The 13332-nt window shown below is 69.6% G+C and carries 10 protein-coding genes, 1 pseudogene and 1 riboswitch; of the genes and pseudogenes, 4 read left to right on the top strand and 7 right to left on the bottom strand.

Features of this window, described 5'->3' with window-relative positions; all coding sequences use genetic code 11:
* Positions 1–58: 58 nt before the first annotated feature.
* Positions 59–2449 (bottom strand): ribonucleoside-diphosphate reductase subunit alpha, encoded by a 2391-nt coding sequence (locus tag ACH492_RS07760; protein ID WP_398983906.1) that lies wholly within the window; start codon positions 2447–2449, stop codon positions 59–61.
* 127 nt (positions 2450–2576) lie between these two features.
* A riboswitch (cobalamin riboswitch) is annotated at positions 2577–2710 on the bottom strand.
* 269 nt (positions 2711–2979) lie between these two features.
* On the opposite strand from ACH492_RS07760, the gene ACH492_RS07765 reads away from it, so the two are divergent.
* The 4 genes from ACH492_RS07765 to ACH492_RS07780 all read left to right on the top strand — a co-directional run bounded on the left by ACH492_RS07765 (position 2980) and on the right by ACH492_RS07780 (position 7479).
* On the top strand, positions 2980–4248 hold the full coding sequence (locus tag ACH492_RS07765; protein ID WP_398983908.1) for a sensor histidine kinase: 1269 nt from the start codon (positions 2980–2982) through the stop codon (positions 4246–4248).
* Positions 4249–4326: 78 nt separating this feature from the next.
* On the top strand, positions 4327–5202 hold the full coding sequence (locus ACH492_RS07770; protein ID WP_398983909.1) for a LytR/AlgR family response regulator transcription factor: 876 nt from the start codon (positions 4327–4329) through the stop codon (positions 5200–5202).
* Positions 5199–5633: a hypothetical protein gene (locus tag ACH492_RS07775; protein WP_398983911.1), complete on the top strand. Its 435-nt coding sequence runs from the start codon at positions 5199–5201 to the stop codon at positions 5631–5633. The genes ACH492_RS07770 and ACH492_RS07775 overlap by 4 nt, the downstream gene beginning before the upstream one ends.
* Positions 5634–5673: 40 nt before the next feature.
* On the top strand, positions 5674–7479 hold the full coding sequence (locus ACH492_RS07780) for a cation acetate symporter (RefSeq protein ID WP_398983914.1): 1806 nt from the start codon (positions 5674–5676) through the stop codon (positions 7477–7479).
* 60 nt (positions 7480–7539) lie between these two features.
* Here the strand turns inward: ACH492_RS07780 and ACH492_RS07785 are convergent, their stop codons facing one another.
* The 6 genes and pseudogenes from ACH492_RS07785 to ACH492_RS07810 all read right to left on the bottom strand — a co-directional run bounded on the left by ACH492_RS07785 (position 7540) and on the right by ACH492_RS07810 (position 13255).
* The gene (locus ACH492_RS07785; protein WP_398983916.1) at positions 7540–8094 is read right to left on the bottom strand and encodes an ATP-binding protein; all 555 of its coding nucleotides are present in this window, start codon (positions 8092–8094) and stop codon (positions 7540–7542) included.
* Between the two features lie 393 nt (positions 8095–8487).
* Positions 8488–8728 (bottom strand): annotated as a pseudogene (locus ACH492_RS07790) (pilus assembly protein CpaF); the annotation flags it as partial.
* A 182-nt stretch (positions 8729–8910) separates the two neighbouring features.
* Positions 8911–10536 (bottom strand): monocarboxylate uptake permease MctP, encoded by a 1626-nt coding sequence (mctP, locus tag ACH492_RS07795; RefSeq protein WP_398983918.1) that lies wholly within the window; start codon positions 10534–10536, stop codon positions 8911–8913.
* Positions 10533–10805, bottom strand: coding sequence for a DUF3311 domain-containing protein (locus ACH492_RS07800; protein WP_398983920.1), 273 nt, complete (start codon positions 10803–10805; stop codon positions 10533–10535). The genes mctP and ACH492_RS07800 overlap by 4 nt, the downstream gene beginning before the upstream one ends.
* Before the next feature lie 133 nt (positions 10806–10938).
* Complete coding sequence (locus ACH492_RS07805) at positions 10939–11142, bottom strand: YbdD/YjiX family protein (protein WP_398983922.1); 204 nt, start codon at positions 11140–11142, stop codon at positions 10939–10941.
* Complete coding sequence (locus tag ACH492_RS07810) at positions 11111–13255, bottom strand: carbon starvation CstA family protein (RefSeq protein ID WP_398984798.1); 2145 nt, start codon at positions 13253–13255, stop codon at positions 11111–11113. Before ACH492_RS07810 ends, ACH492_RS07805 begins: the two co-directional genes overlap by 32 nt.
* Positions 13256–13332: the final 77 nt, after the last annotated feature.

Genomic DNA, 13332 nt, shown 5'->3' on the forward strand with positions numbered 1-13332 from the left:
GCGGCCGTCGGCGCGGAGCGCCGTCCATCGGGGGTGGTGACCGGGTGACGGGTGGGCATTACTGGCAGGCCTCGCAGGACTCGGGGTTTTCCAGGGAGCAGGCGACGGCGTCGGGGTCGGCCGCCTGCTGTACTGGGGGTGCCCCCGCCGAAGGCAGGGGGAGGATGGGGGTGGCGGACTGAGCCGCGCGGGCGATCCGCGTCGCCGGGCGGGAGCGCAGGTAGTACGTCGTCTTCAGGCCCTGCTTCCACGCGTACGCGTACATCGAGCTGAGCTTCCCGATGGTCGGCGTCTCCAGGAACAGGTTCAGCGACTGCGACTGGTCCAGGAAGGGGGTGCGGGCGGCGGCCATGTCGATCAGGCCGCGCTGCGGGATCTCCCACGCCGTGCGGTACAGCGCGCGGACGTCGGCCGGGATCCAGCTGAAGCCCTGCACCGAGCCGCTGGACTCGCGCAGCGCCTCACGGGTCTGCGCGTCCCACACGCCAAGCTGCTTCAGCTCCTCCACCAGGTAGGCGTTGACCTGGAGGAACTCACCGCTCAGCGTCTCGCGCTTGAAGAGGTTGGAGACCTGCGGCTCGATGCACTCGTACACGCCCGCGATCGAGGCGATGGTCGCCGTCGGCGCGATGGCGAGGAGGAGGGAGTTGCGCATGCCGCTCTCGGCGACGCGGGTGCGCAACGCGTCCCAGCGCTCCGGCCAGTTGAGAGCCACGTCGTAGTGGTCGGGGTGCAGCACGCCACGGGCCGCGCGGGTCTGGGACCAGGCGGGCAGCGGGCCGTTGCGCTCGGCAAGGTCGCAGGACGCCTCGTAGGCGGCGAGCATGATCCGCTCGGCGATCTTCGTGGAGAGTGCCTTCGCCCCGGGCGAGTCGAAGGGGAGGCGGAGCTTGAAGAAGACGTCCTGCAGGCCCATCGCGCCCAGGCCCACCGGACGCCACTTGGCGTTGGAGCGGCCGGCCTGCTCGGTCGGGTAGAAGTTGATGTCGACGACCCGGTCGAGGAAGGTCACGGCGGTACGGACGGTCTCGTCCAGCCGCTCCCAGTCGATGTCTCCCGACGCGAGCACGAACGAACCGAGGTTGACCGAGCCGAGGTTGCAGACGGCCGTCTCCCCGTCGTCCGTCACCTCCAGGATCTCGGTGCACAGGTTCGAGGAGTGGACGACCTTGCCCGGCTCTGCGGTCTGGTTCGCCGTGCGGTTGGAAGCGTCCTTGAAGGTCATCCAGCCGTTGCCGGTCTGGGCGAGCGTACGCATCATCCTGCCGTACAACTCCCGCGCGGGGATGGTCTTGCGCGCGAGCCCCCCGGCCTCCGCCTTGCGGTACGCCGCGTCGAACTCGTCGCCCCACAGGTCGACCAGGTCCGGCACATCGGCGGGTGAGAACAGCGACCACTCGGCGTCGGCCTCGACGCGCCGCATGAACTCGTCCGGGATCCAGTGCGCGAGGTTGAGGTTGTGCGTACGCCGCGCGTCCTCACCCGTGTTGTCGCGCAGCTCCAGGAACTCCTCGATGTCCGCGTGCCAGGTCTCCAGGTAGATGGCCGCTGCGCCCTTGCGCCGACCGCCCTGGTTCACGGCGGCGACCGAGGCGTCGAGGGTCTTGAGGAACGGCACGATGCCGTTGGAGTGGCCGTTGGTGCCGCGGATCAGTGAACCGCGGGCGCGGATGCGGGAGTACGAGAGACCGATGCCGCCCGCGTGCTTGGAGAGGCGCGCGACCTGGTGGTAACGGTCGTAGATCGAGTCGAGCTCGTCCAGCGGGGAGTCCAGCAGATAGCAGGAGGACATCTGCGGGTGGCGGGTGCCGGAGTTGAAGAGCGTCGGCGACGACGGGAGGTAGTCGAGGCGGCTCATCAGCCCGTACAACGCGGCGACTTCGTCCAGGGCGCGCGCGGAGGTGTCCTCGGCCAGCCCGGAGGCGACGCGCAGCATGAAGTGCTGCGGGGTCTCGATCACCTGGCGGGTGAGGGGGTGGCGGAGCAGATAGCGGCTGTAGAGGGTGCGCAGCCCGAAGTAGCCGAAGCGGTCGTCGGCGTCCTGGTCGATCAGCGCGTCGAGACGGACGGCGTGCAGCGTGACGAACTCGGCCGTGCGGTCGGCGATCAGACCCTCGCGGTGGCCGACCGCGACCGACGCGGAGAAGGACACCGCGCCCTGTCCGGCGGCCTCGTCCGCGATGTGACGGGTCAGCAGGCGGGCGGCGAGCCGGGAGTAGGCCGGGTCCTCGGAGATCAGCCCCGCGGCGGCGTCGGTGGCGAGGCTGCGCAACTCGGCCGCGTCCGAACGGGCGTTGCGGCCGCGCAGCGCGGCGGCGGCGACACGTCCCGGGTCGGTGTCCGGCAGATCGGCGGTGAGGTCGGTCAGAGTCCGCAGAAGCGCGGTCCCGGGGCCGTCGGCAGCCTGCTCTGCGATGCCTGAAGCCGGATCGGCTGGCGCGATGGTCACGTGGTGCTCTCCCTCGCTCGGCTCTGGGCCGGCGGGGGCAGGGGGCACGGGCGCACGCCACGGGGCATGGTTCACCGCGTCCACCGGCCCAACCGCGAGGCCCGGACGTCTCGGCACCCGGTTCGGTCGAGCCGGATGCACCGTCGGCAGGTCTTCGGACTGGCCGGGTGCGGCAAAGCGCACCACATCACACCGTTGCGGGACAGTTCCGGATTCGCACCGGATTCCCCTGCGGCGACAGCGAGCATGAGCATACATGTGGGGGCGGGGAGTTGCCGCACCCCCCACATGTTGTGTCGTGGCCGGCTAGAGCTCCAAGTCGTATCGAAGGCCACTCGGTGCGGGCTTGTGGGTCCGTTGGCAGGTTGGAGATCCAGTAGCCGGTCGGGGCCTGCTCGTCGTCAGGTCATTCCACGGGATTGCGGCTCGGTGCGACAGAGGAGGTCTTCGCGTGGGCCATGCGGTCTGGATGGGCCACGCACCCCGGTCGAGGCCGCGTATCACGCGTGATGCGGGTGTAGCGTCCCAGCATGCCGTGGTTTTCGACCGTTGCGGCCGCTGTACTTCTGGCAGCAGCGCTGGTGTTCTTCATCGCTGCCGGGCTCCTGATGCTGCGCACCGTCGGCAAGCGGCAGTTCCTCGGCACGGCCCAGGAGCAGGCGACGTACGAGACACTGCACACCGCCTCGCTCGCCGCACCCCCGCTGCGGGCCACGTTGAACGCGGACAGCGCGCGACGGGCCGGGCGGCATCTGCGGGCGCTGCTCGATGTACCCGCGCTGGCCATGACGGACGCCTCCGGCACCGTGCTGGCCTGGGACGGGTCCGCGCCGGAGCCGGGGCACGACCACAGGGCAGCCGTGCCCGAGCACGCCGGTCGGGCCCTCGCCGCCGGACGCACCGAGGTCATCGGCCCTGGCGATCCACCCTGCAACAGGGCCGACTGTCCGCTGCGGCAGGGCGTGGTCGTGCCGCTGATCGTCGCCGGCCGGCCGGAGGGTGCGCTCGCGGTGTACGCGACCAATGCCTCCACCGGCCTGGTCCGAGCCACCACTGAAGTCGCGCGCTGGGTGTCGACCCAGCTGGAGCTTGCCGAGCTCGACCGCTCGCGCGCGGCCGTCGCGGAGGCGGAGGTGCGCGCGCTGCGGGCCCAGATCTCGCCTCACTTCATCTACAACTCGCTGTCGGCCATCGCCTCCTTCGTCCGAACCGATCCGGCACGGGCCAGGGAGCTGCTGGTGGAGTTCGCGGAGTTCACCCGGTACTCGTTCCGCCAGCACGGTGACTTCACCTCCCTTGCCGAGGAGCTGCGGTGCATCGACCGTTACCTGCTGCTGGAGCGCGCTCGGTTCGGCAGCCGCCTTCAGGTCTCACTGCGCGTGGCACCCGAGGTGCTCTCCGTGGTGGTGCCCTTCCTGTGCCTGCAGCCCCTCGTCGAGAACGCGGTCCGCCACGGCCTGGAGCGCCGTGCGGGCCCCGGCCACCTGGTGATCACGGCGGAGGACGTCGGCAGCGAGGCGTGGATCAGCGTGGAGGACGACGGCACGGGGATGGATCCCGAGCAGTTGGCCGAGACCCTGAAGGGCGAGACGCGGGAGTCCGCGGCGGAGCCGCCCGGTTCCGAGCCTCGGCGTGAGCCGGGGATCGGGCTGCGCAACATCGACGCGCGATTGCGTCAGATCTATGGGGACGCGTACGGGTTGATCGTGGAGACCGCGCCCGGTGCTGGAACAAAGGTGCGGGTGCGGGTGCCGAAGTTTCACCCGCAGGCCGTCCAGAGCGGGCCCGGTCAGGGCTGACAGCGATCGTGCACATCCGGTGCGTGTCGGGCGGGAGGAAGGCTCCACCGCATGTTGGGGGAGCGTTAGCCTGGCCATATGCTCCACGTTCTCGCGGTGGACGACGAGGTACCGGCTCTGGAGGAGTTGGCGTACTTGCTTCGCCGCGACCCTCGCGTGGGCGAGGTCCGGACCGCAAACGACGGCGCACAGGCGCTTCGCGACATCGACCGGGCGCTGGAGGGGGGACGACCGCTCGACGCCGTCTTCCTCGACATCGGCATGCCCGGCCTGGACGGGGTGGCCATCGCCCGCGTGGTCTCCCGTTTCGCCCACCCGCCGGCGGTGGTGTTCGTGACCGCGCACGACGAATACGCGGTGGACGCATTCTCGTTGCATGCCGCCGACTACGTGCTCAAGCCGGTGCATCCGGAGCGGCTGGCTGAGGCGGTGCGCCGCGTCGCCGCCGCGTCGCACGGTGCAGGAGACACGGCGGAGCGGGCCGCCGCGAGCCCGCCCGAGGAAGCGGCGCAGGCCGAATCCGGCCCTCCTGACGAGGTCATCTGCGTGGAGCTGGCGGGGGTGACGCGCTTCGTCCGGCGAAGTGAGGTCCTCTACGCCGAGGCACATGGCGACTACGCGCGCCTGCACACCCCTTCGGCCACCCACCTGGTGCGGACATCCCTGGCGGCTTTGGAGGAGCGCTGGGGCGATGCCGGATTCGTCCGCATCCATCGCACCTATCTCGTCGCCCTGCGCCAGGTCCAGGAGCTGCGTATGGGGGCCGGACAAGCGTGTGTGCGCGTTGGGGATGAGCTGCTGCCGGTCAGTCGGCGCCACATCCGTCAGGTCCGGGGCCTTCTGGTGCGGCGGGCGGGGACCCGCCAGTCCGAGGGGCTGCGCCCCGGCGCAGTGCCCGCCACCGCGGCCCCGTCGCCTCCTCGTACCTTCCCCGACCACCGAGGTGCGAGGTGACCGACGGCCCGGAACAGTCGCGCGGAGATCCGGGTGCGGACAGTGCTCCCATTCGCCGCATCATCGTGGCCCATCCTCGGACGCTGGCCGCCCTCGCAGGCAGGCAGCTACCGGCCAACGGGCGCGAACCGGTCGCCGACGACCTCGGTCGGCAGACACCACTCGGCGACATCTATCTCCGCTCTCTCATGCGTGCCCAGCTCCGGCTTGGGCTCGCTGTCGTAGGGGTCCTCGTCGCCGTGCTCGGCGGCCTGCCGTTCCTGTTCCTGGCCGCGCCCGCCCTGCGGAACGCGGTTGCGGCGGGAGTCCCCGCCCCATGGCTGATCATCGGCGTGGCCGTGCACCCGGTGATCCTCACACTCGCCTTCGTCTGCCTGCGCCACGCCAGGCAGAACGAGCACGACTTCACGGACCTTGTCGAGCGGTCATGAGGGGCATCTGCCGAAAGCACCTCGTGGAGGTAGGAACCCCATGAGCAACGCAGCGCCCGTGGCAGCCGTGGCCGTGGTGTGCGTCGCTACCGCCCTGTTCAGCGTCTACGGCCTGCGCCCGGGCCGTGCCACATCGGACTTCTACGTCGCCTCGCGTGCCGTCTCCCCGCTGCGCAACGCTTCCGCGATCGGCGGCGAGTACCTTTCCGCGGCCTCGTTCCTCGGTATCGCGGGGCTCGTGCTGGCCTTCGGCGCCGACATGCTGTGGTACGGCGTCGGCTACACCGCCGGGTACCTGGTGCTCCTGGCGTTCGTCGCGGCCCCACTGCGCCGCTCCGGGGCGTACACCGTGCCGGACTTCGCCGAGGCGCGCCTGGAGTCCACCCGGGTGCGCCGCCTGACCGCCCTGCTGGTGGTGTTCACCGGCTGGCTGTATCTGCTGCCGCAACTGCAGGGCGCGGGCCTGACGCTGCGTACCGTGACCACAGCCCCCCTGTGGGTGGGGCCGGTCGTCGTCACCGCCGTCGTGATGGTCACGGTTGCCTCCGGCGGAATGCGCAGCGTCACCTTCGTCCAGGCCTTCCAGTACTGGCTGAAGTTGACGGCACTCGCCGTGCCCGTGATCTTCCTGCTGTTGGCCTGGCGCGCGGACGGTGCGCCCTGGCCGAGTGGCGACACCCCGCCGCGGTTTCGCGAGGCGACGACCGTCTCCGTGCAGCAGAGCATGCGGGTACGGGTCGAGGAGCCCGTGACCGTCGCGGTGAGCGGCAGTCTCGACGGGCATCGCGTGGACGGCACACGGGTACGCCTCGAGCCGGGCGAGCACCGGATTGGCGAGGGCACACGCGTGGTGTTCCCGGCCGGGGCCGACGTTCCGCACCCGCAGGGGCAGCCCCCGCTCGACGGCCGGGACTGGTCACGCCCGCTGTCGGGCACCGACCACCCGGTGTACGGGACGTACTCGCTGCTCGTCGCCACCCTGCTGGGCACCATGGGGCTGCCTCATGTGATCGTGCGCTTCTACACCAACCCCGACGGAGTGGCCGCCCGCCGCACCACGTGGGCCGTGCTGTGGTTGCTCGCCGCGTTCTACGTGCTACCCCCGGTGTACGGGGCGCTCAGCCGCCTGTACACCCCCGAACTGCTCATGACCGGCCGTACCGATGCGGCCGTACTGCTGCTACCCGACCGGCTGGTGGGCGGTACGGGCGGAGTACTGCTGGGCACGCTGCTGACCGCGGGCGCGTTCGCGGCGTTCCTGTCGACGGCATGCGGACTGACCGTCTCGGTGGCTGGAGTGCTCGGGCAGGAACTGGAGCGCATGTGGACGGCGGCCAGGGCACGAGTGATACGGCGGCGCGGGCTGGTTAGCAGGCCGCGCCGCGCCAGGTCGGAGCTGCGGATCGAGGCCCGCGACGTGCTGCGCCTGCGTTTCGCGGGCGTGGCTGCGGCCAGCGTGCCCTGCGTGCTGTCTCTCGTCGTCGTGCACCGGGCAGCAGCGGACGTCGTCGGGCTGGCGTTCGCGGTTGCCGCGTCATCATTCTCCCCGTTGCTGCTCCTGGGCATTTGGTGGCGGCGACTCACCCCGCAGGGCGCGATGGCGGGCCTGCTGGTCGGCGGGGGTGCGACCATCGGCGCAGTGGTCGTGACCATCGCCGGAGACCCGCCAGGAGGGTGGACCGGGACGCTGCTGAGCCGACCGGCGGCCTGGAGCGTGCCCTTGGCGTTCGCGGTGATGATCGGGACCTCTTGGCTGACCCGTCGCAGCATCCCTCCCGGAACCGCACGTGCGCTGGCCCGCCTTCATGCCCCGGAGTCACTGGCCCCGTCGCGCCGACCGGGCTGAGCGGCCGTGCACCGCCGCCTACGGGCCCCAGGCAGCTCCGGGCGTCAGCGGCTATGGGCGTCAGGCAAGGGCCAGTGCCCATTGCGAGCCGGCGCAGCACGGCGATGGTGACGGCCCGGTTTCGTGCCCGTGATCAGGGGTTTTGACGGCGAGGGTGGCCCAGACGAGTTTTCCGCCGCGAGGCTTGGCCACGGCACCCCAGCAGCTGGCCACGCACTGGAGGATGAGCAGGCCGCGGCCGTGTTCTTCCACAGCTGCCGGGGAACAGGGGGCGGGCACGGCGGCAGGGGACTGGTCGGTGACGGCGATCAGCAGCTGCGGCTCCGCCGACGTGCCGCACTTGGCCAGGTGCACCGTGACGGTCTCGGTACGGCCGTAGAGCACCGCATTGGTCACCAGCTCAGAGGTGATCAGGGCTGCGTCCGCTGCCAGGTGGCCCAGGTTCCAGCTCCGCAGATGGGCGGTGACCTCCCGGCGTGCGGTGGCGATGTGCGCCGTGTCGGCGGCCAGGGCCAGGTCGACGCGGTTGGGGTGGGGGTTGGACGGCTCGCACCTGGAACTCGGAGCCCGGGCGGCCAGGCCCGAGACCGGAGCGCGGGCGGCGGTGGTGATCATGACCGGGTGCTTCCCTTCGGGAGGCACTGGACCGGGAGAAGTCCGTCGCGCCTCTGTTGGTGTCGCGGCCCTGCAAGGTCGGAGCCGCTGTCGCCCGTGTGGACGACGGTTCCTGCTGGTAGCGGCAGTCCCCGCATTTCCTGTGTACGCCGTCCGAGGCAGGCCGTGTACCCATCCGGACTCCAGGCATGCCGAACGGGCGGCCTGTTGCGACGGGTGGAACGGTGAGCGCGGTGAGCGGCCGTGATGGCACGATGAACGGCACAGGGCACGGCCCGCACGGGCCGTTCGCGCTGAGCAGGGGCCCGTGACACCGCCGTCCGCGGACTAGTGCTGGATTCCGCTTTTGCTGGGTATATGTACTGGTGGCGGGGTAGTTCGGGTGCCCGCAAGGCGGCCCTCGGTCCACCCTTACGCGGTCGGGCGCGGACACCAGCACATCCGTCACGGACGGATCGACCAGCAGTGGCTCCAGCGGCCCCGTCCCGACCAGTTCGCACCGCAACTTCTCGGTGCCGCCCAGCTCTTCGGCGTCGCCCAGCAGTCGTCCCTGGGCCCGCAGCGCGGCCGCGACCCCTGCCGGTGTGGGCTCGGCTCCGCTCTCCGCGAGCCTCTGTCGTACGGCGTCCAGCATTCCGGTGCTCACGAGACCACGCACCCTCCCGGCGATTGAGACGCGGGGCCCGGGGCGGAGTCCCCGCCCGGTCGGCAACCGCACCGCACCGCACCCGCCCGGTCGGCAACCGCACCGCCCAACAGGCAAGGGCCGCCGCGCCCCCGGCTGGGGAGACGCGACGGCCCTCCGGTAGCGCCGGGTCAGTGACCCGCCCCCACCGTCGCCGACGGCAGTTCCACCTTCACGCCCGGATCCCCCGAATCCGCCGTGTAGTCCGACGGGCTCGTCTCGTCGACGCCCTCCGGCGCCTTCGCCGCCCGCAGTACGAACGTCAGGACCACGGTGACCACCACGTTCAGCACGAACGCCGTCAGGCCGATGTAGCCGATCTCGCCGATGCCCGGGATCTCCGCCGACGAGCCGCCGAAGTGCTTCTGCGTCGGGCTCGCCACTCCGTACGCAGCCGCCGTGCCGTAGATCATGCCGACCGCCCAGCCCGCCAGCAGCGCCCAGCGGTGGAACCAGCGCGTGAACAGGCCGCCCACCAGCGCCGGCAGTGTCTGGAGGATCCAGATGCCGCCAAGAAGCTGGAAGTTGATCGCCACCGTCTTGTCCATCGTCAGGACGAAGACCAGCGCGCCCACCTTCACCAGCAGCGAGACCAGCTTGGAGACCTTCGTCTCCTGCGCGGGCGTCGCGTCCGGCTTGATGAAGTCCTTGTAGATGTTCCGCGTGAACAGATTCGCCGCCGCGATCGACATGATCGCCGCCGGCACCAGCGCGCCGATGCCGATCGCCGCGAAGGCGACACCCGCGAACCAGTCCGGGAACATGGTCTCGAACAGTTGCGGAATCGCCAGTTGCCCGTTCTGCACCTTGATGCCCGCCGCGATCGCCATGAAGCCGAGCAGCGCCAGCAGACCCAGCATCAGCGAATACAGCGGCAGGATCGTGGTGTTGCGGCGGATCACGTCACGGCTGCGTGAAGAGAGCGTCGCCGTGATCGAGTGCGGATACATGAAGAGTGCGAGCGCCGAGCCCAGCGCCAGCGTGGCGTAGCCCCATTGCCCCATCTCGGCCGGCACCAGCGCGCCCCGCGGCTTGTCCGTCACCGGGTTGATCTGCGCGAACGCGTCGCCCGCCTTCGCGAAGATGTCGTCGAAGCCGCCCAGCTTGATCGGGATGTAGATGATCGCCACCGCGATGACGAGGTAGATCAGCGTGTCCTTGACGAAGGCGATCAGCGCCGGCGCCCGCAGCCCGGAGGAGTACGTGTACGCCGCCAGCACGCCGAAGGCGATCAGCAGCGGCAGGTCCTTGATGAACCAGTTGGTGTTCTCGCCGCCGCCGACACCCATCACGTCGAGCACCGCCTGGATGCCCACCAGTTGCAGCGCGATGTACGGCATCGTCGCCAGGATGCCGGTGACCGCGACCGCCAGCGAAAGGCCCTTCGAGCCGAAGCGTCCGCGGACGAAGTCCGAGGTGGTCACGTACCCGTGCTTGTGCGACACCGACCACAGCCGCGGCAGGAAGGTGAAGATCAGCGGGTAGACCAGGATCGTGTACGGGACGGCGAAGAAGCCCGCCGCGCCCGCCGCGTAGATCGCCGCCGGGACGGCCACGAAGGTGTAAGCGGTGTACAGGTCGCCGCCGAGCAGGAACCAGGTGACCCACGTGCCGAACGACCTGCCGCCCAGACCCCATTCGTCGAGGCTTTCGCTCTCGGCCCGGCGCCAGCGTGAGGCCAGGAAGCCCATGACCGTTACGGCCAGGAAGAAGAAGATGAAGACGGCGAGTGCGACGCCGTTCACGCCGTCCTTCACTGCGACGCACCCCCCTTGCGGGCGCGCTGGTCGCGCTGCCACAGCATGTAAGCGATCATGGTTAGCGCGGTGGAGATCAGCACCCAGAGCATCTGGTACCAGTAGAAGAACGGAATGCCGATGAAGGCCGGCTCGACCTTCGCGTACGAACCGACCCACAGCATCGCCACGAACGGCGCGAAGAGGCAGAGGGCGACGACCACGCGCACCGGCGTGATCAGCGGTTGTTTCTCGTCAGGCACTTCCGTCACTTCTGTCACTTCGGACATACGGCGGCTCCGATTCCTCACGCATCACCTATGCAACGCGCAGGAAATCTAGGCCAGGGTTTCGCGTAGCGTCACCCCCCGTCCGCATATCGGTACGGCAACGACTTCGGGTTCACCCGCCCTGAACAGCACCTCAACAGCAGCGGAACCCTGCACTGGGGTCCGACTCCTGACGGTCCGTACGCATTCGCTCGAATTCCCGCCGGGACGGTACGGACACAGACGGATCGTGCGAACGCGCATGCGCGACATACCTCTCGTACGCCGACTCGTCCATCAATTCCCGTACGTACCAACGCACCGCGCTAGCGGCCCGCAGCAGCCCGCTCCGAAGCATCCCGCACCTCCGCCTTCTCCTCCTTGGTCGCCCACAGCCCGGCCGGAGCGGTCAACTTCGACTCCACGAACGGCGCTTCGTCCAGCGTCGCCGACGCCGGATTGCGTACGGCCTTCACGCACACCCGGGCCGCGTCCACGACCACCACCACGATCAGCAGCGCCAGTACCGCCGAGAGAACGCCGTCCACTGTGGAGTTGGTGACGATGGTGTGCATGTCGTCCATGGACTTGGCGGGCGGCAGCAGCTTGTCCGCGTCAATGGCGTCCTGGTAGCGCTCGCGCTGGGTGAAGAAGCCGACGCGCGGATCGCCGGAGAACACCTTCTGCCAACTCGCCGTCAGCGTCACCGTGACGTCCCAGGCGAGCGGAATCCCGGTGATCCAGGCCCACTTGAGCCGTCCCGACTTCACCAGCAGCGTGGTGCAGACGGTGAGTGCGACCGCCGCGAGCAGCTGGTTGGAGATGCCGAAGATCGGGAAGAGCTGGTTGATCCCGCCAAGCGGCTCATGCACGCCGACCCAGAGGAAGTACCCCCACAGCGCCACCACGACCGCGCTGGTGATGACGATGCCCGGCTTCCAGCTGACGTTGCGGAAGGGTTTGTAGACGTTGCCCAGCATGTCCTGGAGCATGAACCGGCCCACCCGGGTGCCCGCGTCCAGCGCGGTCAGGATGAACAGCGCCTCGAACATGATCGCGAAGTGGTACCAGAAGGCCTTCATCCCATTGCCGCCCACGACCTGGGAGAAGATCTCCGAGACTCCGACGGCGAGGGTGGGCGCACCGCCCGTCCGCGACAGCAGTGACTGCTCCCCCACCGCCTCGGCAGCCTTCGCCAAATCGCTCGGAGAGATCGTGTATCCGAGGTTCGCGACCGCCTGCGACGCCGACTGGACGCTGTCGCCGATGACACCGGCCGGCGCGTTCATCGCGAAGTAGAGCCCCGGATCGATGATGCAGGCCGCCACCAGCGCCATGACCGCCACGAACGACTCCATCAGCATGGAGCCGTAGCCGATCATCCGGACCTGCGTCTCCTTCTGGATCATCTTCGGGGTGGTGCCAGAGGCGATCAGCGAATGGAATCCGGAGAGCGCGCCGCACGCGATGGTGATGAAGACGAACGGGAACAGCGAGCCCGCGAACACCGGCCCGTCGCCCCGGCTCGCGAAGTCAGTCACCGCGTCCATCCGCATGTCGGGCATGGCGATGACGACGCCGAGCGCCAGCAGCCCGATCGTCCCGATCTTCATGAAGGTGGAGAGGTAGTCGCGTGGCGCGAGCAGCATCCACACCGGGAGTACGGAGGCGATGAATCCGTACGCCACCATCCACAGCACCAGCGTCGAGGGCGCAAGCGTGAACGTCTCGGCGAGCGAGGACTCGGCCACCCAGCGGCCCGCCACGATCGAGAGCAGCAGCAGCGCGACGCCGATCAGGGTGATTTCGCTGACCCTGCCGGGCCGCAGAACGCGCAGATAGAAGCCCATCAACAGCGCGATGGGGATGGTCATGCCGATGGAGAAGGTGCCCCAGGGGGAGCGGGCCAGCGCGTTGACGATGACCAGCGCCAGCACGCCCAGCAGGATGATCATGATCATGAACGCGGCGAGCAGGGCCGCTGCCCCGCCGAACGGACCGATCTCGTCCCGCGCCATCTGGCCCAGCGACTTGCCGTTGCGCCGGGTGGAGAAGAAGAGCACCACCATGTCCTGCACGGCGCCCGCGAAGATGACGCCGACGATGATCCAGATGGTGCCGGGCAAGTACCCCATCTGCGCCGCCAGTACGGGTCCCACCAGCGGGCCTGCTCCCGCGATGGCCGCGAAGTGGTGCCCGAGCAGGACCCGCCGGTCGGTGGGGTGGAAGTCGATGCCGTTGTCGAGCCGTTCGGCCGGGGTGGCTCTGGTCCTGTCGACCTTCAGCACCCGGTTGACAATGAAGCGCGAGTAGAAGCGGTAGCCGATCGCGTACGAGCCGAGGGCGGCGGCGACCATCCAGGCGGCCGACACCTCTTCGCCGCGCGAGAGGGCCAGTACGGTCCAGCCGGCCGCGCCCACCAGCGCGACGAGGGTCCAGATGACGATGGTTCGTGGATTCGTGGTGCGCACCGGGTCGTCCTCCCGTCCCATGAGATGACGGGAGGACGGTAGAGCAGGAATGTGACCTGCGCTACACCATGTGCGGT

Origin of the sequence: Streptomyces sp. NPDC019443, assembly GCF_044389785.1 — a bacterium.
Taxonomy (GTDB): domain Bacteria; phylum Actinomycetota; class Actinomycetes; order Streptomycetales; family Streptomycetaceae; genus Streptomyces.